20 protein-coding genes, 1 tRNA gene and 1 pseudogene are annotated in these 24,016 nt (G+C 37.7%); 5 read left to right on the top strand and 17 right to left on the bottom strand.

The genetic code is table 11. The annotated features are described in order from the left end of the window. Position 1: 1 nt before the first annotated feature. The gene (locus tag ACULEU_RS01785; protein ID WP_445453747.1) at positions 2 to 1,303 is read right to left on the bottom strand and encodes a T9SS type A sorting domain-containing protein; all 1,302 of its coding nucleotides are present in this window, start codon (positions 1,301 to 1,303) and stop codon (positions 2 to 4) included. A gap of 141 nt (positions 1,304 to 1,444) precedes the next feature. Next, positions 1,445 to 3,007: a T9SS type A sorting domain-containing protein gene (locus ACULEU_RS01780; RefSeq protein WP_445453746.1), complete on the bottom strand. Its 1,563-nt coding sequence runs from the start codon at positions 3,005 to 3,007 to the stop codon at positions 1,445 to 1,447. A gap of 131 nt (positions 3,008 to 3,138) precedes the next feature. On the opposite strand from ACULEU_RS01780, the gene ACULEU_RS01775 reads away from it, so the two are divergent. Further along, complete coding sequence (locus tag ACULEU_RS01775) at positions 3,139 to 4,239, top strand: DUF4407 domain-containing protein (protein WP_445453745.1); 1,101 nt, start codon at positions 3,139 to 3,141, stop codon at positions 4,237 to 4,239. Between the two features lie 79 nt (positions 4,240 to 4,318). Here the strand turns inward: ACULEU_RS01775 and ACULEU_RS01770 are convergent, their stop codons facing one another. The 7 genes and pseudogenes from ACULEU_RS01770 to ruvC form a co-directional block, all read right to left on the bottom strand. Continuing rightward, complete coding sequence (locus ACULEU_RS01770; protein WP_445453744.1) at positions 4,319 to 5,044, bottom strand: PH domain-containing protein; 726 nt, start codon at positions 5,042 to 5,044, stop codon at positions 4,319 to 4,321. A 44-nt stretch (positions 5,045 to 5,088) separates the two neighbouring features. Further along, a complete protein-coding gene (locus ACULEU_RS01765; protein ID WP_445453743.1) occupies positions 5,089 to 5,460 on the bottom strand; it encodes an MmcQ/YjbR family DNA-binding protein in 372 nt (123 codons plus the stop codon). Between the two features lie 4 nt (positions 5,461 to 5,464). Then, positions 5,465 to 5,866: a GNAT family N-acetyltransferase gene (locus ACULEU_RS01760; protein ID WP_445453742.1), complete on the bottom strand. Its 402-nt coding sequence runs from the start codon at positions 5,864 to 5,866 to the stop codon at positions 5,465 to 5,467. Between the two features lie 29 nt (positions 5,867 to 5,895). Beyond that, the gene (locus tag ACULEU_RS01755; protein ID WP_445453741.1) at positions 5,896 to 6,666 is read right to left on the bottom strand and encodes a cyclase family protein; all 771 of its coding nucleotides are present in this window, start codon (positions 6,664 to 6,666) and stop codon (positions 5,896 to 5,898) included. Between the two features lie 48 nt (positions 6,667 to 6,714). Then, positions 6,715 to 7,092 (bottom strand): annotated as a pseudogene (locus tag ACULEU_RS01750) (GxxExxY protein). Positions 7,093 to 7,137: 45 nt separating this feature from the next. Next, entirely contained in the window at positions 7,138 to 8,304 is a 1,167-nt protein-coding gene (gene hemW, locus ACULEU_RS01745; RefSeq protein WP_445453740.1) for a radical SAM family heme chaperone HemW, read from the bottom strand. A 60-nt stretch (positions 8,305 to 8,364) separates the two neighbouring features. Further along, on the bottom strand, positions 8,365 to 8,919 hold the full coding sequence (ruvC, locus tag ACULEU_RS01740; protein ID WP_445453739.1) for a crossover junction endodeoxyribonuclease RuvC: 555 nt from the start codon (positions 8,917 to 8,919) through the stop codon (positions 8,365 to 8,367). Between the two features lie 83 nt (positions 8,920 to 9,002). Between ruvC and ACULEU_RS01735 the strand changes: the two genes are divergently transcribed. Next, a complete protein-coding gene (locus ACULEU_RS01735) occupies positions 9,003 to 9,926 on the top strand; it encodes a hypothetical protein (protein WP_445453738.1) in 924 nt (307 codons plus the stop codon). Then, positions 9,917 to 11,050, top strand: coding sequence for a glycosyltransferase family 2 protein (locus ACULEU_RS01730; RefSeq protein ID WP_445453737.1), 1,134 nt, complete (start codon positions 9,917 to 9,919; stop codon positions 11,048 to 11,050). Before ACULEU_RS01735 ends, ACULEU_RS01730 begins: the two co-directional genes overlap by 10 nt. 92 nt (positions 11,051 to 11,142) lie before the next feature. On the opposite strand, the gene ACULEU_RS01725 is transcribed toward ACULEU_RS01730, so the two are convergent. The 8 genes from ACULEU_RS01725 to ACULEU_RS01690 form a co-directional block, all read right to left on the bottom strand. After that, the gene (locus tag ACULEU_RS01725; protein ID WP_445453736.1) at positions 11,143 to 11,619 is read right to left on the bottom strand and encodes a hypothetical protein; all 477 of its coding nucleotides are present in this window, start codon (positions 11,617 to 11,619) and stop codon (positions 11,143 to 11,145) included. Positions 11,620 to 11,624: 5 nt separating this feature from the next. Beyond that, positions 11,625 to 11,984, bottom strand: coding sequence for a hypothetical protein (locus ACULEU_RS01720; RefSeq protein WP_445453735.1), 360 nt, complete (start codon positions 11,982 to 11,984; stop codon positions 11,625 to 11,627). Between the two features lie 133 nt (positions 11,985 to 12,117). After that, on the bottom strand, positions 12,118 to 12,633 hold the full coding sequence (locus tag ACULEU_RS01715) for a hypothetical protein (RefSeq protein ID WP_445453734.1): 516 nt from the start codon (positions 12,631 to 12,633) through the stop codon (positions 12,118 to 12,120). Positions 12,634 to 13,236: 603 nt separating this feature from the next. Beyond that, a tRNA-Asp gene (locus ACULEU_RS01710) sits at positions 13,237 to 13,310 on the bottom strand. An 85-nt stretch (positions 13,311 to 13,395) separates the two neighbouring features. Next, on the bottom strand, positions 13,396 to 14,322 hold the full coding sequence (locus ACULEU_RS01705; RefSeq protein WP_445453733.1) for a DUF58 domain-containing protein: 927 nt from the start codon (positions 14,320 to 14,322) through the stop codon (positions 13,396 to 13,398). 226 nt (positions 14,323 to 14,548) lie between these two features. Beyond that, on the bottom strand, positions 14,549 to 17,236 hold the full coding sequence (locus tag ACULEU_RS01700) for a tail fiber domain-containing protein (RefSeq protein ID WP_445453732.1): 2,688 nt from the start codon (positions 17,234 to 17,236) through the stop codon (positions 14,549 to 14,551). 5 nt (positions 17,237 to 17,241) lie between these two features. After that, complete coding sequence (locus ACULEU_RS01695; RefSeq protein WP_445453731.1) at positions 17,242 to 17,712, bottom strand: T9SS type A sorting domain-containing protein; 471 nt, start codon at positions 17,710 to 17,712, stop codon at positions 17,242 to 17,244. A gap of 4 nt (positions 17,713 to 17,716) precedes the next feature. Next, the gene (locus tag ACULEU_RS01690; protein ID WP_445453730.1) at positions 17,717 to 21,130 is read right to left on the bottom strand and encodes a tail fiber domain-containing protein; all 3,414 of its coding nucleotides are present in this window, start codon (positions 21,128 to 21,130) and stop codon (positions 17,717 to 17,719) included. A gap of 144 nt (positions 21,131 to 21,274) precedes the next feature. Here ACULEU_RS01690 and ACULEU_RS01685 point away from each other — a divergent pair, with 144 nt between their 5' ends. Continuing rightward, positions 21,275 to 21,979 carry a LytR/AlgR family response regulator transcription factor gene (locus ACULEU_RS01685; protein ID WP_445453729.1) on the top strand — a complete coding sequence of 235 codons (705 nt, stop codon included), beginning with the start codon at positions 21,275 to 21,277 and terminating at the stop codon, positions 21,977 to 21,979. After that, complete coding sequence (locus tag ACULEU_RS01680) at positions 21,976 to 23,973, top strand: sensor histidine kinase (protein ID WP_445453728.1); 1,998 nt, start codon at positions 21,976 to 21,978, stop codon at positions 23,971 to 23,973. Before ACULEU_RS01685 ends, ACULEU_RS01680 begins: the two co-directional genes overlap by 4 nt. Positions 23,974 to 24,016 lie beyond the last annotated feature (43 nt).

The raw sequence follows: 24,016 nt of genomic DNA, 5'->3' as shown, positions 1-24,016 counted from the left end.
ACTATTCTTTGATAAATCGTTTTGTATAACTTGATTCGCTTGATTTGATTTTCAAATAGTAAATTCCAGATGACAATCTTGAAACATCGATATTCTGTTGATTGCCAACTTCCTTTTGAACGATTTGCCCTAAGCTGTTAAATATTTCAAGGCTATTAATGGAAAAACCTTCTCGTGCTTGTATTTGTAAGATACTGTAAGTCGGAACCGGAGCAATAGTAAATGGCTCTTCTGCTATAATTGCTTCTGAGTCTATACCCAAAGAAGTACAATTGGTATTAACCTGAACTTGATTTTGAAGACCCTGCCAATCCAACTGAACTTGGAAGGTAGGCTGCTCCAATTCATCCGTGCAGATCTGTGTTAAATTTGGACAATCGCTAATTCGAAGGTTAATTGAGGGATTCTGAAAAATATCTCCTCCTTCATCACAGGTAATAAACATGTGATCATAACCATTCTTGAAATTGATGTTTTGCAAATTAGGACAAGATTCAATATATACATTTCCTCCGTCTACTGGATCACAGGATGTAGTTGCTCTATAATCTCCCAAATCAAAAAAAGTATTGATTGAGCTGTAATAAATATCTCCCCAAAACAAATTTTGAACCCTATCCTCAATATTGTTGCCTAAAAAAACATGACACTCATAAGAAATACCGGCACCAGCTAAATCCAGTACGGTAAATTGGTTGTTTATAAAACTAGCATTAGCGTAGATAGTATTGTTTCCGCTGAAGTTTATATTCGTCAATCGGTTTGAATCTACATATAATGAGCTAAAAACACAATTATGGATGTTGAGAGTAGTAAGCTGATTATTACTTATTATAAAACCATCATTAAAAATAACATCACTGATGGAAAAAGTCGTGAAATTATTAAAGCTTAAATCTAATCTAGGATCGAAATCGGGGTCAAAATTTCCAAAATTAACATTGATGGAAGTCAATTGATTGTGACTGGCAAACAAACTCATGAGGGTTATGGAATTATCGATACTAATGCTTGTCAGCGAATTATAACTACAATCTAATGACCATAAATTGAGAAAAAAACTAATTCCTGTTAAATCCGAAATAGAACTATTGGAGACATTTAGAAAAATAACATTCTGAACTTCACTAACTTCAATCTCACCATTACTATTGGCATCTAAATTTATTGACATATAATAATTATCAAATGCAACGTCTGGTTGCAATAACTTCGCTTTAAAATTAGGATCAGGAAAGTTGATTATCTGACCATTAGTAAATAAAGTAAACACTAGCAGAGTTAAAGCGTAGAATTTTTTCATAAATGAAAGATTTATTTCATAAATGTACTAATACATTCTGGACAAAAGAAGAAGAGTGTATTAATTTTCAACGCTTTACAATAATCAAAAAGTTTTGGCGTTATATTTTTATAATCATCGTTATGAAATGATTAAAACGATTTAATCTTTACAAATTTTAATTGTTTTGGTAACCCCTAGACTATTTTTAAGTTTAACAAAATAGATTCCTTTCGATAAGTTGTAGGATAGAGCAACTTTTTCGTAGTCATAAGTACCTGTAAACAACTTGTCTTGAAAAATATTTTGTAGCAACCTTCCATTACTGTCGTAGAGGTCAGCACTAACAGCATCACTTGATGTGATAGCTATATTAAAATAATCCTGAAAAGGATTTGGATAAACTTTTGAATCCAATACCTCCGTTTCAAATTCATTATCATCAAGAGTAAAAAACAGATTTGGATTTAATCTTGTCAAAAAGCGCTGAAACTGATAATTAACACCATTATTATACAAATCATATGACCCAAAAAGAACAATCTTATTGTCTGCTTGGATTTTAAAATCACTTATAAAATTATAACGATATCCTAAGGAAGTATAAGAAATATTGGTAACCCCTTCATCTGAACTACTAGTATCTAAAACCCCATTTTCTGTATACCTTGACAACGTTCTAACAGTAGTGTTTAATTTACCAATAGCCAAAATCCTATTAGTAGCATCGAGTTGAAATTGTTCAAAACTTTTGTTATTATCGTTTAAAATTCCATTGTTTCCAAAAGTATTGTCCAAGCTAAAATCGGCATTATACCTCACTAAACTATTTTCTGTACTACAAAGAAATTTTGAACCTGGAACTTGAATAAACTTTAAAACCCCTCCATTTGATACATTCATTATCCCAGAATTTCCAAAACTTGCATCTAAAACTCCGGAACTTGACAGTTTTATTATTTTTTCATTTCTACCCATTGACAAAAAAACATTCCCTGAATTATCTTCTAAAACATCCGAAGGGCGATTCACATATAATTGAGCAGCAGTTGATCTAAGGAAAAACAATCCATTATTCCCAAAGGCAGTATCTATTTCACAGTTACTATTAAATTTATATAATGAAGTGTTATATTGTATATTGGGTTGTCCACCAGAAACAATGGAATTCCAAGACAGCAAATAGATATTCCCAGAATTAGAAAACTCAAATTCGGTAAAATTATCTCCAAACCCATCAAAAACAAAGGTTTGTGTAGCTATAACTCCATTTGTACCAAAAGAAGCATCATAACTACCATTGTTATCTAATTTAACAAAGCCCACATAGTATTGAAAATTTGATTGTGGTCTGTAGACAATGGAACCGATAATTAATTTTCCATCACTTAAAATTTTTCCTTTTATCGAAACATGAGGTATTTGAATTCTTCCATTAGTGCCATACGTTACATCTAATGTTCCATCAGAATTATATCGTTCGATGATACTTCCACGTAACGTTCCATAAGAAGAATCGGTGAAATTTGAAATATGACTTATTATGATTATTTTATTATCATCTTGAATCAGAACTTGTCTGCTTTTCTCATTTTGTGAAGACAATACAGAAATAGTAGGCACTACAATACTACCATTATTAAATGAACTATCAATTTCTTGAGCATTTAAATTGAAAAAACTCAGCAATAAGATTATGCCTGATTTGAGTAATTTTGAAGTCATAGCCTCTTTTTTTTTGTATAAATTTAAATAAAAAATCATCATACATAATAAAAAATATTTTTTGGCGTTAAATTTGTATAGCAATCATCATCAATCGTTCCAACTTGTTTGGAAATCTAAAATCAATCATCATGTTAAAACGTTTTTTCCTCCTGTGTTCAGGTGTCGACAGCGACATTGTGAACTCGTGTTCCAACGGCGAACAAAATAAGTATGCCGGAATTGGCGCCACCGTTTTCTTTACAGCAGTTATGGCCTTTATTGCCGGTAGTTATGCACTCTACACTGTTTTTGACAATCCTTACATTGCCCTAGCTTTCGGTTTGGTTTGGGGACTTTTAATCTTCAATCTTGATCGGTTTATTGTGGCTACCATCAAAAAAAGAGACAGCTTCTTGGACGAATTTATTCAAGCCTCACCCCGAATTGTATTAGCCATAATCATCGCTATTGTCATTTCAAAACCTCTAGAAATTAAGATTTTTGAAAAAGAAATCAATGCTGTAATCTTAAAGCAAAAAAATGAAATGGCCATTGCCAATAAAAATCAGGTTTCCAATTATTTCAAAACCGATGTTGATAAAAATAAAGCGGAAATGGATAGCCTGAAATCCTCGATTAGCAAAAAAGAAAAAGAAGTGGCGGGCTTATACGATTCGTATATCACCGAAGCCGAAGGTTCTGCCGGAACGAAGAAAATGGGGAAAGGCCCAATTTATAAAGAAAAAAGAATGGCGCACGACTTAGCAGTCAAACAGTTGGATTCGCTCAAAATCAACAGCGCCAAAATCATTGCTGATAAAGAACTCCGAGCTAAAACACTGCAAACCGATTTGGACAAAAAAGTGTCCGAAACCCAACCTATAATTGACGGCTTTGATGGTTTAATGGCTCGCATCAATGCGCTGGGAAAATTACCATGGTTGCCTTCATTCTTTATTATGCTGCTGTTTTTAGCCATTGAAACTTCGCCAATTATTGCCAAACTGTTATCGCCTAAAGGCGAATATGATTTGAAGCAGGAAGATTTAGAAATGGGCATCAAAAATGTGATTTCGCAAAACCGCTACCAAAGCGAATTGCAAAAGAAAACCGACGCGGAGATTTATGACAAAGTATACGCCGACATCAAAGACGATAAAGAATTATACAACTACAAGAAAAAAGGAGCCCTAGATTTGCTGAAACTCCAAGCTGATGGTTTTGTAGAAAAGCAGAAGAAATCAATGTAAACTAGGCATTAGGCAAAAGTAAAAAGGCAATAGTTATAATTTTAACTATTGCCTTTTGGCTTATTACTATTGACTTAAATTACATAAAACTTAAGATTTCTTTTTTCAAAGCGTCGTATTCGCCTTGTAGAATTAGTCCGTTGTCTAGCAATTTTTTATAATTCTGAAGTTTTTCGAATAATTCATCCTGCGACAAATCTCCTAAACCGGACTTATCATCGGGAAACTGTTTTTCATCACGATAGCCCGATTGCGCAACCGGAATAACCTGCTGTGCCAATTCGTTGAAACTCGGAACCGTAAAATGAGAAGTTTCTTCGGTTGGAATTTCTTCTATAACTTCGGGTTCTTGAATAATTTCTGCGTCTAAAGCTTGAGATTGTTCGGGCACTATCGTGGCTGATTTAGGCGTTTTTAATAATTCCAATTGTTCTTTGGCATAAGTGTATAGTTTTCGAGCTTGATTTTTTGGCAAATACTCTACGGTATGCGTCAAATCGGATTTGGTGGAGAAGGTGAAATCGGAACCTAAAATACCTTCTTTTACAAAACTTGCTTCAATATCATCCCAATCATAATCTACAAACTCCATGGACAAGCCTAAATTCTTAGGTTTGCAAAGAATAATTCTTTTGTTAGTAACCACAATACTGTCGGGGAAAATAGTTACTGCCGGCTTTTTCTGAACCGCTATATAACCAACTTCTTCGTTGGACATCAAAAGATTATCCAGTTTGGCGGTGATTTTCTCAATCGCTTTAGGGTCTTGGTCTTCGTTGAGTATTTTCTTTAAATTATCTAACATGATTTTAATTTTAATGTGCTGAAAATGCTTTGCAAAAGTAATGCCTAATTCTCACTTTGTAGAATTTCATTTTGAATTTTTTTAGTCAAACTTTTGAAAACCAAATCATAGGAATGAATAATGAGTTCGCACATCATTTTATCGGAAACATCGCTGTTAAAATCGACAGTATTCCAATGTACCTTGCTCATGTGATAGCCGGGATTTATGGCTTCATATTCAGCACGCAGTTCTTCTGCATATTCCGGAACACATTTTAAATTTAAAGACGGACTGCCTTTTTCCCATTCTTTTAAAGACGTTAAGCAAAACATTTTGCCACCTACTTTAAACACCAAAGTGTCTTCGTCAAACGGGAAATGCTCGGTTACTGCTTTTTTAGAAAGGCAAAATTCGTATAACTGTTGAATATTCATAACCCTATTTTATAACTTTTTCCATCATCTTTTCGGGATGTGCCAAAGGTTTAAATCCAAATTTTTCATATAAAAAATGCGCATCAGATGTTGCTAATCGCCAAATTTTTACCTCTTTCAGTTGTGGTTCTTTCATCATAGAATCAATCAATATGGACGAATATCCTTTACCACGCTGCTTCTCATCAATAAAAACATCCATTAAATAAGCAAAAACCACATAATCTGTAACGACTCGTGCAAAGCCAATTTGTTCATCATCTAAATAAATTCCGAAACAAAACGAAGCATCAATTGTTGTTTGGACTTCGTCAATGGTTCTTCCTGCAGCCCAATAAATATCCTTGAGGAAGTTTTGGACAAACGGAACGTCTAACTTGTTTTTATCTGTGGAAATAGTAATCATAGAAATTATTTTAAATTATAAATTCTAAATTATGAATTATCTAAATCATTTAAAATAGCATATAGAATCGGTTTACTCGGACTGGCGTCATTTTCAAACGAAGCTATTTGTAAATTCAGTACATAGCTTCCGTCTTTTATAAAATCTTCTACAAAAATCATTTCGGTAATGGTACAGTCTAAGCGTGCATCTTCGTTGAGATTATTGACATCTTTTACTTTCCAAAAGGCTTTGTGTGCCACTAATTTCCCTTCGTCTTCTTCTCTGTCCACGCTTGGCAAATCGATTAGTAGGTGTTTAATGCCGCTTTCGCGGATGAAAATCGCTGCTTCTTCCTCTAGGTATGGCGGATTGGTTTTCGAATAGTTTTGGTGCTTTTTGCTTTGCAGATTGGGTAGTGTTCTTATGATTAAAGCTTCCGTTGTTTTACCAACTAAAGCTTGTTCAAGTTGCTCTTTGGTTAGGACTAAATCTTCTCCAATGGTTTTAGGATGGACTGAAACCAATTCGGCCAAAAAGAAAAACTGTTTCAGACATTGATTGATGCTGTAAAAGTCACGTGTGATGTGTCCGAGGCATTCGGTGTGCGTGCCGTGTCCGTGTGGATTGAAGAAAATGTTGTTGAAATTGGTCGAGCTTCCTTCTGATACTTTTCCGATCCAATCACCAAAACGAACGGGTTCAATAGTGGGTTTTTCGATATACCACGCAATCGGATTCGCATCGGTATTGCTTAGTGGGAGGGAAATATCAAGAGGTTTTGATAAATCAATTTGGAAGTTTTGGATATTTGCTATCATAGTTTAACCGCAAAGAGCGCAAAGGATTACGCTAGGTTCGCAATGGTTTTAAAGATTATTAACTATTCTTTTTATTCCGTTTTTTATCAGTGTTACATTAAAGTTGATTAACAATCCTAACTTACAATCTGTCAGTTTTAGATATGTTAGCAATTGAGCAAAATGAACATCATTTAAAGCATCAACTGATTTAATTTCTAGGATTATTTTATTCTCGATGATAATATCAATCCTTTAACCAACATCAAGTTTTACCTCTTCATAAATAAGTGGAAGAGCTTTCTGCTTCTGAACGTCTAATCCACTTTTCTTTAATTCATAAAACAATCATTCTTCATAAGCACTTTCTAAAAGTCCTGGTCCCAATGTTTGATGTACCTTTAAAGCACTGTCAAAAACAATTTTAGACAATTCATTTTCTGTCATAAACTTAGCGTTCTTTGCTTTCTTCTTTGCGAACATTGCGGTTAACTAATCCAAATTTAGCAAAAATAAGTCTGACGCAATTCCATCGCTCAAAAACTTCCCGGATTTGGTCGTGCGTAAAACCTTCTCGATACGATTTTGATACTCAAAATCACTCGAAGTGACGATTTCTAACAATTGCTCTTCGATATATTTTGCTGCTTGTTGATTTAAATAGTCAAGGTGTTTTTTGCCGAACTCCGTTTCAATTCGGTCTAAGGAAACGCCCCAAATCGTTCGCAAACCAGTCATTACGTATTCGTTATAACGGTCAGTTAGGGTTAAGGTTTCGGTTTCGAAAGGTCGATGATTTTCTCCTAATGCTTTGATATAAAGTGTATTATTTGACACATTCCAGCTTCTGGATATTCCGTTATAACTATGTGCCGAAGGTCCGATTCCTAGGTACTTTTTCCCGAGCCAATAACTCGAATTGTTTTTGGAAAAATACGCTTCTTTGCCAAAATTGGACAACTCATAATGAATAAATCCGTTTTCCTCGAGTGTATCCACCAGAAGGTGAAAATGTTCCTGAGCCGCTTCATCATCAGGTTGTACGATGATTCCCTTTTGAATAAAGCTATGCAAAGCCGTTTTGGGTTCAACCGTCAAGGCATAACTAGAGATATGCGGAATGTTATAGGACAAGGCTTTTGCTATATTCTGAAGCCATTTTTCATTGGTCATTCCGGGAATTCCGTAAATCAAATCGATAGAAATATTGTCAAAATATAGGGTGGCTATTTCCAAACATTTTTGGGCTTCCTCCGAATTGTGGGCTCGATTCATCAGCTTTAAATCATCTTCAAAGAACGACTGGATTCCGATAGACAAACGGTTGATTCGGTTGTTGGAAAATTCGATAATGCGTTGTTCCGTTAAATCATCAGGATTGGCTTCAACAGTGATTTCAGGGTTATCGACTACTTTATAATTTTCATAAACTGTATCAATCAAAAATCGCAAATCGGCAATTTCCAATATCGAAGGTGTCCCGCCGCCAAAATAAATCGTTTCGACAACCTCCTCTTTAAACTCGGCTTTGCGCAACACTATTTCATTGGCTAAAGCCAAAACCATTTCCTCTTTCTTCTTTAACGAAGTCGAAAAATGAAAGTCACAGTAATGACACGCTTGTTTGCAGAAAGGGATATGAATATAGATACCGCTCATTATTAGTTTGCAGTCTCAGTCTCAGCCTGCAGAATTGAAAACTGCGACTGCGACTGAAAACTATTTTTTAATTCGTTCTTCATTCTGTTTAACAAAGGCATCCCAGCCGGTATAGCTTTTAGTGCCAACTACTTTTCCCGAATTAAAGAAATGACAGACAGCCGCCGCTAACCCATCGGTAGAATCGAGGTTTTTGGGTAATTCCTTCAACCCTAAAAGCTGTTGGAGCATTTTCGCAACTTGCTCTTTGCTGGCATTTCCGTTTCCGGTGATGGCCATTTTTATTTTTTTGGGTTCGTATTCGGTTATCGGAATTTGTCGCGATAGTCCTGCCGCCATGGCCACACCTTGGGCTCTTCCGAGTTTCAGCATCGATTGGACATTTTTACCAAAAAAGGGTGCTTCAATGGCAATTTCGTCCGGATGATGGGTTTCTATGAGTTCGATGGTACGCTCAAAAATGACTTTCAGTTTGGTGTAATGATCGTCGTATTTACTCAGAATCAATTCGTTCAACTGAAGGAATTCCATTTTTTTGTTCACGACTTTTATCAGTCCAAAACCCATAATGGTTGTTCCGGGGTCAATTCCTAATATGATGCGTTCATTGGACATTGTGGTTGCTGTTTTGGTGAAGATTGTGTTTCATTTTCAAATTTCCAAATTTTCAAATCTTCAAATTGACTACTTTTGAGGCAATGATAACAATTCCAGACAAAGCTAAGCAATTCCTTGTTTTTCTAATCAAACTTTTGATAGTAAGCGGGGCTTTTTATTTTATTTATGACCAACTGGCAAACAATGACCAATTGGACTGGCCGAAGTTCCTAAAGTTGCTCGAGGAAAAGCAATCTGTTTTGGGAATTTTGTTACTGCTGAGTTTTAGTGTCGCTAATCGTTTCTTGGAAATACTGAAATGGCAGAACCTGGTTTCGTTTATCAAACCGATTACTGTGGGCGAATCGACCAAACAGGTTTTGGGCGCACTGACAGCAGGAATCTTTACCCCTAACGGTCTTGGTGAATACGCCGGAAAGGCCTTGTACTTTGACAAAAAGAAAACCAAGAAAATCATATTCCTAAACCTGATCTGCAACGGAATTCAAATGATTCTGACTATTATCTTCGGAACGATTGGGTTGTTTCTTATTGGTTATTGGCAATGGGCTTTGGCGATACTTGCTGCTTCTTGCTTCTTGCTTCTTGCTTCTTTCCTCTCCAAAACCATCAAAATTAAAGGCTATTCGATTGAAAAACTACTGGCCAAAATCAATGAAATTCCGAAACCTATTCATCAAAAAAACATCGTCTTGGCGCTTTGCCGGTATTTGGTTTTTTCACATCAGTACTATTTTTTATTTCTCGCTTTTGATGTAGATTTACCCTATCTAACAATGATGGCATCCATAGCGACCGTTTATTTTTTGGCGTCTTCGTTACCGAGTTTTCAATTTTTGGACTTTGCTGTAAAAGGAAGTGTTGCTGTTTTTTTCTTCGGGAAATTGGGGGTGAATGAGTGGATTGTAGTGTTTATAGCTACGCTGATGTGGTTTCTTAATGTGGTTTTGCCTGTCGTTATCGGAAGTTATTATGTACTTAAATTCAAACCAAAATGGAAATAATTACGCTTGTTTTAGCCATCATTACAGTGCTTTATGTAGTTTTTATAGTGCAGCTTATTTTAGGGTTTACCAAAGTCAAAACCTTTGAACCTACCAATGCTCCTCCGAAAACGGCTTTTACAATTGTAGTTCCGTTCCGCAATGAGGAAAAGAATCTGAAGGCACTTTTAGAATCGATTTCGAGGCTGAATTACCCCATTTCTTTATTGCAGATTGTAATGGTGGATGACTTTTCTAAAGACCAGTCGGTGAAGATCTACAACCAATGGCGTATGGCTCATGAAGCAGTAGATACCACGCTTTTAGAAAACCTGCAACTCTCCTATTCGCCCAAGAAAGATGCCCTTACAAGAGCAATTCCGATTGCCAAACATGAGTGGATTGTGACAACCGATGCCGATTGTATCGTTCCCAAAAACTGGCTGCTAACTTTAGACCGTTATATCCAAGAAAACCAGCCTGAAATGATTGTGGGCTCGGTGATGTATAAAGTAAAGAACAACTGGTTCCATCATTTTCAGCAATTGGATTTGATGAGTTTACAAGGCACGACCATTGGCAGTTTTGGAATGGAAAAACCTTTTATGTGTAATGGTGCTAATTTTGCCTATACCAAAAACTTCTTTAACGCCATTGGTGGTTTTGGCGGCATCAGTGATAAAGCGAGTGGCGATGATGTTTTACTCTTGCAAAAAGCCGTCAACGTTAATAAAGACAAAGTACATTATCTAAAAAATCCAGATGTTATTGTAAAAACAAAGCCCGAGAATGACTTGTTCAAACTCTTTATGCAGCGGGTTCGCTGGGCGGGTAAAACAACGGGGTACGACAGTAGTTATGCCAAAATGCTAGCTGTTGTGGTGCTGTTTATGAATCTTGGATTGGTTGTGGGTTGTGGGTTATCGGTTGTCGGAAAATTAGATTGGAGTACTACACTCGCCTTTTTTGCCGTAAAATATAGTGTCGATTATATCCTGCTTTACCAATCGAATGCGTATTTGCGCAAAGGGAAGTTTTTTGTACCGATGGCGAGTAGTATTCTCTATCCTTTTTTCTGTAGTTTGGTGGGGCTTTATTCGCTTTTTGGCAGCTTTACCTGGAAAGGAAGAAGGTTTTCTAACTAGCCCAGATGGGAACGGCATCCTTTTTCTCGTTTTTCAAACGGGAAAAAGATATAGTGGACAGCTGGAAACAGCTCCTAAAAAATTCTAAAAATTTATTCCGATTTAATAATCACCGGTAGGACGAATTGTGTTTTGACCGGAATCCCTCTTTTGATGGCTGGGTTGACTTTGGGAAAATCGATGAGACGCGCGTGCAAAATGCTGTCGATTTTGATGGTGTCGTAGGCTACGGAATCTTTTGGAAATTGGGGTTCGAATGCCATTGATGCATTGGGAAACACGGTGACTTTTACCTCGATGGTATCCAGCTTTGGGAACAGGATTGAGAGCGTGTCGACGTCGAGTTTCTGCTGGATTTCGGCAGTGAGATACTCGAAAAAGCATTGTTTACGTTGGGCTGCATCCGTTAGTTTTTCGCAAGTAGCGACCGAAGGGTATTCGTCAACTTCGTTCCAATTGATTTCTTTAAGTTCTTTGTCGAGTAATTCCTGTTCATCCGGAACTTTTTTCTCCAAATACTGGCAGGATTGCAGCAAAGCTAATAGCAATAATGGCAAAAGTTTTTTCAATGGCTTTACTTTTTGGCGTTGAGATAATCGGAATAACTTTTGTCAAACCATTCTTGTTTGGTGCGCTGTGAGGATTCTTTTTGGTCTTTGTACAAGAGGCCGAGTTTTTCAGAATAAATGGCAATCTTGATGGTATAGGTATAAAACTCTTCTTTGGTTAATGTCAGCGTTTTGTCTTTTTGCTTTTTGAAGAACTCGAAAAACAAAGCATCAAAATCATTCTTGTCATAGCCCTGTACTTCTTTCTTATATTTTTTATAGAGTTCCTCTTTGAGAACAGCGTCTTCTTTGTCTTGTGCCCAAACCAGCGGACTTACCGTCAAAAACAGCAATGTGAAAAGCAGTAATGGTAATCTTTTGTTCATAATTCCAAAAGTAGTAAAAAAAAGGGAAATGATGATTTAGGATTTGGGAATTAGGATTTAGGATTTAGGAAATAAGTAGAGAATAAATTTTTCAGTAATCATAGGAGCTGTCCAATTCAATTTTAATTATTGTTTAGTTTTTGGTGGTGTGGGCTTTTTTATACTCATTAAACTCCTCCTGCGTCAGGAAGTTGGTGCCTTGTCCTAAAACAAAATACCATTTACCCTCTTGTTTAATATAGGTCTCGGCACGGATAACTTTAAAATGTAAATCTCCATCAGGCGTTGCAAATACAACATCAGCGACTTTAGTTTTGATGGCTGTAGTGCCGTTAAAAATTCGCAACAACTCAGTTCCGGGAACCGACACTACTGATTTAAAAGTCATGCCGTTTCTTTCAAATTTTTGAAATTCTTCCTGAAGACCATACGCTATGGTTCCATCTGCACCTATGCTGATAGAATTGTCATTCAAGGATAAGGATGGGTCGAAAATGTTTGAAATAGAATTGATGAATGCTCTGTCTTCGGGATAATTCGTGGTATCGTACTTACCTGGCGGCGGCACTTGCCCTGATAATCTCAGCGTTGTGAAAGCCAAGAAAATAAAAAATGCAATGGTTCTTGTGGTTTTGATGGATCCTTTCATTTTAGTTTTGTTTGTAGTTATCGTATAAAGTCACTTGCCTGCATTCATATGCGAATCCATAAGATTGTTTGAAGTTTCGAACATGAATCGCTAAATCTTTTAATTAAATATAAGAATTTATTTCAAATAAAAAGCAGACTTATAAAGTGCGTATTACAGTATTAAGGACCAGGCGGAAAGGGTCTCTTTCTAGTTCTTCTTATTTATGGCGAAAAACTTTAACATTTCTGTGACACATTTTTGCAAATTAAAAAGTTTGTCATGGTTGTTGTGACAACATTTCTGTTTTTGAGAATTTTGTCACAACATTGTTAAAATTTTCGGGTATGAGGGGTGAAAAATAGTCCTATATCTAGTTATGGAAAGTCATCTAAAGCAAAAAAGCCATCTCGTTGTAAAACGAGAAAGCTTTTCATTGGTCTAACTACTAAACCGTGCTACGAGTTACAAAGTCGTAGCAAAACAACACAACTACTTTTGAATGACTCACTTAAAACATTGAGTGCATTTCATTTGCTTTTTGGGAAACCTAAATACACTCTTTTTAGAATTGTATTTTGGGCAAAAAAGGTTTTCATTTCTGAAAACCTTTTCCCAATTTCGCGGTCTGGACGGGACTCGAACCCGCGACCCCATGCGTGACAGGCATGTATTCTAACCAACTGAACTACCAAACCTCTGCGTTATTGCGGTTGCAAATATACAATGGTTTTTGAAATCTGCAAGTGTTTTTTACTAAAAAAATAGCGGTTCCAAAAAAAATTATCCAAACATTTGTTTTTCAACTAAATATGTAGTCAAAATCTTTTCGAAACTTTCCTCTACCGCGACGGGAACATACTTAATTCGGTTTTGTGCACAAGTCATGGCGAGGGTTTTGAAATAGTCATTTACTTTTTCTTCATAAACATCTTTAATAGAATCGGCAAAAATGTTGATTTCTTCACCGGTTTCCATATCGATGAATTTTCTTGGCGCGTTGTCAAAATTGAAATTGACTTCGGTTTTTTTATCGATAACGTGAAAAACTACCACTTTATGCTTGTTGTGTTTTAGATGCTGTAAGGCGTTCATCAATGCCTCGTTGTTGGCCGTCTGAAACATATCGGTGAAGAGGACAATCATGGAGCGTCGGTGAATTTTTTCGGCTATCTGATGCAAGAAGGTAACCGTATCGGTATTTTTGGACACTTTGGGATTCTCGAGCACTTCTTCGAGTTTGTTGAGAATCATGCGATGATGTCGGTCACTGCCTTTTTCGGGCGCATAGTATTCGTAGGTGTCAGAATACACGCTTAGACCGATAGCGTCTCGTTGTTTCTTCAATAAATTCATCAAAACAGCTGAAGCCAAGACAGAGAACCCAATTTTACTATGATAAAAAGGCTCGTCGTTTTTCAGCTTGGGATAATGCATAGACGACGAATTGTCTACAATGATATGGCAGCGTAGATTGGTTTCTTCCTCATACTTTTTGGTGTACAGTCTATCGGTTTTGGCAAAGAGTTTCCAATCGATATGCTTGGTGCTTTCGCCGGCGTTGTAGACTTTATGCTCGGCAAATTCGGCCGAAAATCCATGAAAAGGGGATTTGTGCATCCCCGAAATAAAGCCCTCTACCACTTGATTGGCGAGGAGTTCGAGATGTTTGAATCCGGAAACGAGTTCTTTTTGTTCTTCAATCTTCATAAGTCAAAGATAAGGAAAGTTTATAAGGTTTATTATGGTTTATGAGGTTTATACAGTGAAGAGGTGTAAAAGTCGAAAGATACCTATAGCCGTCGTATAGCCCCGATGGGAGCGGTACCGAAGTATAGCGGACAGCGGGAGAAGATTTCCTAAAAACGACAATACGTCTTGCTTCTAAAATAAAAAAAAGGCCCGACTTGCATCGAACCTCTTTCAGCTAACTAAACTACTTACTTAATTTTTCTTCGAGTGATTTTAACCTTTCTTCGAGTGATTTTATTTTGTCGTTCTGAGAATCGATGATTTGCTGTTGTTCCTGTATCGCTTTTACAGAAATAGAGATTAAGTCGTTGTAGCGGACGCTGTACATGCCGTCATCTCCAACTGTAATAATTCCGTTATCTTTGGCGCCCGATCTGATTAGAGACTCCTCTATTTCCTGTGCGATGAAGCCGAATTCTGTTTTTTTCCTTTCATCGTTTTTACGGGTGTAGGTAACGGGATTCAATTTATTGATGAAATCCAGTCCAAGTGTCGATTTCACGATGTTGTCTTTCCATCTTTTATCGGATGTGATGGACCAGCCTACCTGAATTCCGGCGTAAGTCACAAGTGAATTTCCCATACGGATTTGATTGCCTACACTATTCAAAGGCACTTCAGCGTTCCTTCCTATTCCGATATTGTTATCGCCTGAGAGTTGTGTTCCGAGTGCAGAATAGCCTATAGCGATACTGTAATTGGTGGCTGACGCCAATCGCAGGCTTGAATACCCTACACCAATATTGTAAGTTCCGGTAGTATTGTTAGCAATGGCATTAAAACCCAAGGCTGTATTGCCTATTCCGGTAGTATTTTTAGGTAGTGAGTCTCCACCAATGGCCGTATTGTTGATTCCCCCAGTATTCACTTCCATTGCATTATATCCAAGAGCTGTATTGCCATAACCATTGGTGGTAGTAGTCATTGCGTTGGAACCAACGGCAGTATTCAGATAGCCACTGCTGTTGTTGAACAGTGCAGCTATTCCTACTGCAACATTTTGATCACCGTTAACATTAGAACGCAATGTACCGCTTCCAATTGCCGTATTGGATTCACCACTGACATTTGCATAAAGTGATTCTGATCCTATAGCAGTATTTACAATTCCGTCTGTATTGCTAAGCAAAGAATTGAATCCTATTGCCGTATTAAGCCTTCCGGTGGTATTAGAAAGCAATGTTTGACAACCCATTGCAGTATTTGAGTTTCCTGTGGTATTCAGTTTTAAAGATGAATCACCATTGGCAGTATTGAAAGTACCGCTGGTATTCGTTTTGAGCGATTCAAATCCGACTGCCGTATTTCCCTGTCCGTTAGTATTGGATGTCAATGCCATATACCCAACAGCAACCTGACCGGGAACTGTTGCACTTTTCAAGGCTTCTGTTCCAACAGCAACATTTTTGGAAACACTTGTACCAGCACTCAGAGCATTGTAGCCTACAACAGTATTGGCATCTCCACCACTATTTGCAAATAAGGAAGAGGCACCAATAGCCACATTGTAACTCGCTGTAGTGTTTGAAAAGGAGGCAACACGCCCAAAGGCAACATTATACAAACCAGAAGTCAATGCATTTAAGGCACGGTCTCCGAACGAAATATTATCAGCGCCAATTCGCCCTGCCTTTGTATTGTTCCTGTTGAAAAGGATATCCTTATCATCTGTGGTTCCGACGAAGTTTGTTCCTGGAGTCGTTCCCGAATTTCCAGTCAAAGACCATGCTGTTCCTCCTCCGGCTGACTGCCAGATTGCATTTCCTGCCGCGTCTGAAGTTAATACCTTTCCCACTCCAGCACCATTGGTTACCTGAAGGTTGGTGGTTTTGGTTTTACCGTTGACATCGAGCTTTTCGGCTGGTGTCAGCGTTCCAAGACCCACATTTTCTCCCATGATTGCGAGCCTACCATAGGAATTAATCCTTAGGTTGTCATCTATATCCTCTGTAATGTAAACGCGGTCAACGTCTCCGAAACTTAACTTGGAAAATTCACCATAATCGGGACCGGTTCCTATTAATCGAAGGGTGTTGTTATTTCCGGCGATTTGCACCATGCTTAAATCCTCGTCAAATCCGGTGTATCCGTTGGGTTTGATTTTGACATACGTTCCATCATCTGAAATCTGCGAATCGACCCCTGTGGTCGCTGTTCCGAATTTTATAATTTTATTAGCGCTCCCGGAGATATTGGCTGCGCCCGGAATTCCCTGTATTCCTTGAGGACCCGTTGCACCAGTTACACCAATCGGGCCTTGAGCACCATTTGCTCCCGGTAATCCTTGAGAACCTTGTGGGCCTTGCGGACCTGTTGCGCCATTGGTTCCGTTAGCTCCTGGGATTCCTTGTGGTCCAGTTGCGCCAGTCAGACCGATTGGTCCTTGAGCTCCTTGGATACCTTGTGGTCCTGCTGGTCCAGTTGCACCTGTCGGTCCAGCCGGACCAGTATTTCCAGAAGAGGCAAACAGAGCGTAAGGCACGCTTAAAAATGGTGACGTTCCAACAATGGTGTAATTTGTCCCTCCTGTTGGATCGGTTTCGGTTTTGATGAAATAGGCATTGGTTCCCCAGTTAATCGAGGCAAATGTTCCGCTGACTACTGTTCCGGATCCAATTTCCAAAGTTACCAATCCGTTGGTGTTTGTTGTAGCAGTTTGTGTTTCTACGTAAACCGCTGTTCCCGTTGCTGTTCCTTGTAACACGCTGATTCGCATTCGGATATTAGCATTGGTTATCAAAGTATTGGATGCATTTCTGACCACTGCCTGATAGCTCATTTTTTGAGGAGCTTGTGCTGAAGCACAAGCAAGAGACAAGAAGCAAGAAACAAGAAAGATTGCCTTTGTTATTTTGTGTATTGTTGTTTTCATAGTATTTAGTTTTTAATGATTTTGAAAGTTTTTAGCTGTTTTGCGCCAGCGTTGACCTTTAAGATAAAGGTTGATGTGGGATGCCTTTCCATGTCGATGATTGTTTCTTCGTTTGTCACTTTGCCTTCATTGATTAATTTTCCGAGAAGATCGAATAGTTGATAATTTAGGTTTTCAAAGTCGGAATTGGTTATTTTTAAGGTTACATTTAAAACCGTTGGGTTTGGAAATACGACTGCTTCAAGATTGATGTTCACAAACTCTGACCCACTCAATGTTACAATTTCAAAAGGCTGTTGAACGCCCTGAGTGATGGTTCCCGTGGTTCCGCTTTGGGTTTTATCGGCAACCTGACCGATGGAATAACTTACTGTTCCTCCTGTTCCGGTAGCGTTTCCACCCGAAGCGAGTGTTGCTTGTTGGGCCACTAATTTAGGCAGACTGCAAAGCATCAATGTTAGTAGTAGTTTTTTCATAGTTTTATTTATTTTCTAATTTTTCCAATCGTTTTAAAATTTCGGCATTGATTGCCTTAAGGGAATTTATTTCTTCCTGTTGTGTTTTTATTTGTTCGACCTTGATTTGAAGTTCCTTGTTTTTTAAATCCAATTCTTTAAACGCATTTACTGACGCTACCAGGATTGGATGCATATTAAAGTTTAAAAATCCATCATCATCCACATCCACCGCTTCCGGAAAAATTTTTTGAACGGACTGAGCTGAAAACCCCGAAAACTCCTTTTGAAGCATCTTTTCTTCAAAAGTCCGTTTACCCGAATTTACATAGTTGTAAGTAATAGGCTGAAGCTTTAAAATCTCTTCAAGTCCTTTTGAATAATTGCCATGGATGGTTTTCAACCGTTCATCAGACGTAATGGTCCAAGTGCTGGTTCCCGGTTTTCTGCCTTGGTCTAATGAAAGTTCAAATTGCCCATTAGGAACAATAGCACCAATACCGACATTTCCATTACCTAGAATAGTCATTCTTGTTGGAATTGTCCCAAGAATTGAACCTGCAGCAGGATTTGCAACATTCGTGGTTTGAAAAATAAATCCACCAGTACTTTGATTGGTGTTGAGGATTGAAGTGAATCCTGTACCAGACATTGAACGAACGCCACCATTATAATAGGAGTTAAAATAAACTCCGGGCCAATCAGAAACTACAGATACGCCTTGAGAGTTTGCACTTCCGCTAAACATTGCTACCGTATTTCCAACCGCCCCTTGAACTTGCAGTCTTGCTATAGCTGGAGCAGAATTACCAATACCTGTGTTGCCATTTTTAAGAATAACCAGTGCATCGGATCTTTCTGCTGGGGAAACATTTGCGTTATTATCAATATCAATAGCATTTCCTACCACAAGCAATCTGTCTGAGGCATTAGCGGCTCCAAATTGAGTTGCGCCGTTGGCACTTGGCGTATAGATTGTGGCGCCAATTCCTAATACCGTTTCTCCAAAACTTGGTGCTGAATTATTTCTTCCAAAAGCAGAGGAATTGAATCCACCTGCGTTAGTAAACTGTCCAAAGGCTGTTGAACCATATCCACTCGCAATTGACGATTGCCCAAAAGCAGTTGAAGTACCTCCGCTCGCTGTTGTACTATGTCCAAACGAGATTGAATAATCACCGCTTGCCAATGATTCATATCCCATAGCAGTTGAAGCGTATCCATTTGCTATGGAACGATATCCTGAAGCAGTTGAATATGATCCGTTGGCGTATGTACGCCATCCAAAACTAGTTGAATTAGGTCCGACGGCATTTGTTTCTTCTCCAAAAGCAGTCGTATTTTCTCCGCTTGCAATTGTCTCTTCTCCAAAAGCGGTTGAAATATACCCGCTTGCAAGGACATCACTACCCATAGCGGTTGAAATATCCCCGCTTGCAACCGCAGAACTACCCATAGCGGTTGCGTAAGAACCACTTGCAGATGAATAGGAGCCAAAAGCCGTTGAAATGTTTCCGCTTGCAAACGAACCAGAGCCAACAGCTATAGAAGAATTACCGCTTGCTTGGACATAATTGCCAAGAGCTATTGAATAGGTGCCCACATTGGCATCGTCCCACTCTGTTCCCACAGTCCTTCCCATTCTAAAAGCCGCCTTTCTTGGATTCCAAACCATTCTGGTTCCGGCACCTGAAGGCACCAAAACACCTGAACCAAAAGTTCCAGTAGACACCAATCCATCCGTACCATTAATAGTTACCGCACCCGCATCGGCAGTAATGGTGCGTCCTAGGCCAGCTCCGCCAAAATCATACGCTTGATCCAACGTACCACTGGCAATTGTTGACGGTAACGTCCAGGTTCCATTTCCTAGAGCATCTGAAGTGAGAATTCTACCAGTGGCCGCACCGTTTGTCACTTGTAAATCCGTTGTTTTTGTCTTACCCATTACTTCCAGTTTTTCAGTTGGGTTGATAACATTTATACCTAAATTTCCTGTTGCTTTCTGCAAAGTCATTTGGGTTGCTCCATCATTTGTTGCAAATCTTAAATCAGTATCACTATGCGTTTGAAGCCAAGCACCACCTCCATTTGTAAAAAATCCAATTTTAGAAACTCCAGAAGCATCTTCTTGTGTAAAACCTATTCCGTCTTTTTTTACGGTTAATAATGATGATGGAATGCTTATTCCTGTTCCTATTCCAACATTTCCAGCATTATTATTGGCTAAATTTGAACCCGTTAAAGTCCAGTTTGATGTTGATCCACCAAAACTTTTCCATTGTGGTGTTCCCGTATTATCCCAATAATAAAATCCAGGTTGTTTACCTGCTGAAACTGTGGTTAAATACAGCATCATCCCTTGTTGTGCCGCAGTTGGATTGATAATCGGAAAAGTATCTACTTTAGGAATTATGAGGCCATCGGTATTATTCGGATTGGCCTGACTTGAAGCATTAATTTGAAGTTTGGCACTCGGTGCGGGTTCGTTGATTCCAATTTTGGAAGTTACTCCTGAATTGGTCCCCGTTCCATAAATGGTATTGGCTATAGAAAGCTGATTGCTGGAGGAAGGTATGGGTACCTGGGCATTGGCTCCTAGCGAAGTATTATTAGAACCCGAAATAATTTGACTTCCAGAAGCATATCCTAAAGCTGTATTATTTTGTCCATCTGAATTTTGCTGTAGCGCTTCTCTACCTATTGCAGTGTTGTTATTACCATCAAAATTATTGAATAATGACTCTACACCAACAGCAACATTAGATGTTCCGGTCATATTAGTTATCAAAGCGTTTCCGCCAATGGCTGTATTATCAGCCGCATTTGAATTACTTAATGCCCTGAAACCAATTGCGGTATTTAAATTTCCAGAGTTGTTTGCGAATAATGATTCTCTGCCTACTGCAACATTTTCAACACCAACCGTATTGTAATACATCGATTGGCTTCCAAATGCAGTATTGTTATTACCAACACTCAAATCCGATAAGGACTCAAATCCGAATGAAGTACTAGTACCTCCTATTTTTCCTGAAACTGTAGCATTTCTTTTAAATACTACATCAACACTATCAATAGTCCCGATAAAGTTTGTAGTAGGATTGGTGCCCGTATTTCCTGTCAAGCCCCAACCAAAATCGCTTCCAAACCCTTTCCATTGCGGTGTTCCCGTATTATCCCAATAATAGAAACCCGGTTGCTTTCCAGAAGACACTGTGGTCAGATAAACCATCATCCCTTGTTGTGCCGCCGTGGGATTGGTTACCGGAAAGGCATCGATTTTTGGAATCAGGATACCGTCTGTGTTGGATGGTGTTGTCTGATTGCTCGATTTTATGTCAAGCTGGGCATTGGGCGAAGTGGTATTAATGCCGACTTGTGAGAAGCTAACTTGGAACATCCCAATCCAAGCTAAAAGGAGTACAATCTTTTTCATCGTAGTAGTTAATAAGTAGTTGCCGACAAAGTTGCTTCATTGACAGGAACCATAAAACCCAAAAAGGACGAACGACATTTTAAATACACCAACGACATTCTTTAGCGAAAAATCTTTATATTTGAATCAAATCACCTCTAATAAATGAAGCCTTTTGACTGTATAATTGTGGACGATGATGAAATGGATCGCCTGGTTGTGCTTTCGTATGCCAAAAGGTTTTCCATCCTAAATATTGTTGGTGTATTTGATTCGGCAGAAAAAGCGCTTTCCTTTATTGATAAAAATCTTGTTGAAGTGGCTTTTTTAGATATTGAAATGCCGGGTGCATCCGGATTAGAATTACGCCGACGAGCCATAGATATACCGGCTTGTGTCTTTATTTCTTCACACTCCGAAAGTGCTGCAGCAACTTTTGAATTGCAAACTTTAGATTTTATTGTAAAACCGTTTAAGTTTCCAAGATTTGAGCAAATGATGAACCGATTGGAAGAGTTTATGGAAGTACGAACAAAGGCGAGTTTGTTTGAAGCTACGATAGGTGGCGATACTGTTTATGTAAAAACAGGCCATGACCAGATGAAGGTGAAACTGCATGAGATACTGTATCTGGAAGCCTTGAAAAACTATACCATATTAGTTACTGAAAATAAGAGACATTGTGTTTTGTCGAATCTTGGCGAATTATTACAAGAAGAAAGGTTCCAGTCCTTCATAAGAATACATCGAAGTTACGCTGTACAGAAGCAGTATATTCAAAAAATTGGAAGTCAGGAAATCGTACTTAATAACGGAAAGTGTATTTCTGTGGGAAGAAGTTATAAAAATAACTTAAATCCTTTGCTATGAAATTATACTATTTGTGTTTTTTACTCTTAACCACTTTTGTCAATGCTCAAAATATAAAAATTGATAAAATAGAGCATTTAAAAAAACAACTGGCAAAATCTAAGGATATTTCTCTAAAAATAGGAAATTATATTGACCTAAGTCTTACATACCGATTCTACAATTTAGACAGCACATACTATTACGGAGCAAAAGCTATATTTCTTGCTAGAAAAAATCATCTAAAAAAACTAGAGGCAAAAGCATTAACTAGTTTAGTAATTTATAACATAGAAAAAAACAATCCCAGACAATCCCAAAAAATTAATGCCCTTTCTTTACATCTGAATAAATCCATAAACAACCCAAGTGGTATAGGGTTCAATTATTCTTTAACAGGAAGAATTTACCAATTGCAATCTGATTTTGTAAATGCGAGCAAAAATTATTTCGAAGCCGAAAAACTAGCAGTAGCAACCAATGATTTAGAAACTCAAATTTGGATTTATAAAAACTTATCCTTTTTATTTTTGGACCAACAAAATTTTGCGAAGGCACTCAAGTTTGGATTTCAAGCGAGAGCCATCAGCAATAAAATTAAAGATTATGATGAAGTGGCTTTTTGTAATGGAATTTTAGGCGAAATTTATAGATTAAAAAAAGAGTTTACCCTTTCTGAAAAATTTTTTAAAATATCGCACACCTATTTTAAAAACAACAACAATTACTATGGAAAAGCATGGGTTTTAACGAATTGGTCTATTCTTTACGATTCCAATTTAGACAAATGCTTTGAAATGGAAATGGAAGCACAGAAAATTTGGAATTCTATTTCTCCTAATAACTTCATGTCACTTGCCAATCAGTTTAACATCGGCTATACCTACCTTTACTTGCACGAAAGATATGTAAAAACCCATTCCAAAACCGATCCAGAAGCAATATCACTTATTAATAATGCAGAGAAATATTTTAAAACAAGCCAAACTATTGCTAAGACCAATAATAACAAAACTTGGATTATGAATTGTTATGCAGCAATATCTATAGTATACTATGTAAGAAACGAAATCGAGGCTTATTCTGAGAATACTGAGAAATATTATGCTCTTAGAGACTCTATTTATTCTCAAAAGAATAAAAATAAAATTGCGGAACTTGAAGTTGCTAAAACTATTGATGTTAAGAATAAAGAAATACAACTAAACCATTTAAAGATTGCTACAAAAGAAAAACAGAAATGGTATTTGATTGGAGGAATTTTATCGCTTTTTATTATTGGAGGTTTGCTTTTTTATCAAAGTCGTAACCGTAAAAAAAACAACGAAAAACTGCAACTTTTAAATGCTGAACTCGACCAAGCCAACAAAGCCAAAACCCGTTTTTTTAGTATTTTGAATCACGACTTACGTGGTCCAGTTGCCAACCTTATTTTCTTCTTACAATTGCAAAAAGAGAGTCCGGAAATGCTGGATGAAGAAAGCACCAAACGGATGCAGGATAAAACAATGAAAGGTGCCGAAAACTTACTTAATTCGATGGAAGATATTTTACAATGGAGCAAAAGCCAGATGGAAAACTTTAAACCACAACCACAACAATTCCTAATTGCTACACTTTTTGACGATGTTCAAAAGCATTTTTCCAGTACGGAAAATATACAGTTTGTTTTTGAAAATCCACAAGATTTATCTCTAGTAACCGATGAGAATTACTTAAAAACCATTGTCAGGAATTTGACCGGAAATGCTGTAAAAGCACTCGTAAACGTTCAAAACCCGTCTATTGTTTGGAAAGCCATTCATGAAAATGGCACTACAATTTTATCGATTACGGATAACGGAAAAGGAGCTTCTGAGGAGGAATTCAAAGCGTTGTACGACGTTAAAGAAGTCGTGGGAATCAAAACGGGATTGGGTTTGCATTTAATTCGCGATCTGGCAAAAGCCATCGATTGTGAGATTACAGTAGATTCAAAAATTGATTCAGGAACTACGATTACACTAAAGTTATAGTTTTTGCCAAAAAGGAAAAGACCCGGCTTTCGCCGAATCTCTT

Source organism: Flavobacterium sp. 25HG05S-40 (genome assembly GCF_052654735.1).
Note: the sequence above shows the minus strand (reverse complement) of the source record. Positions and strands in the feature narration are given on the sequence as shown.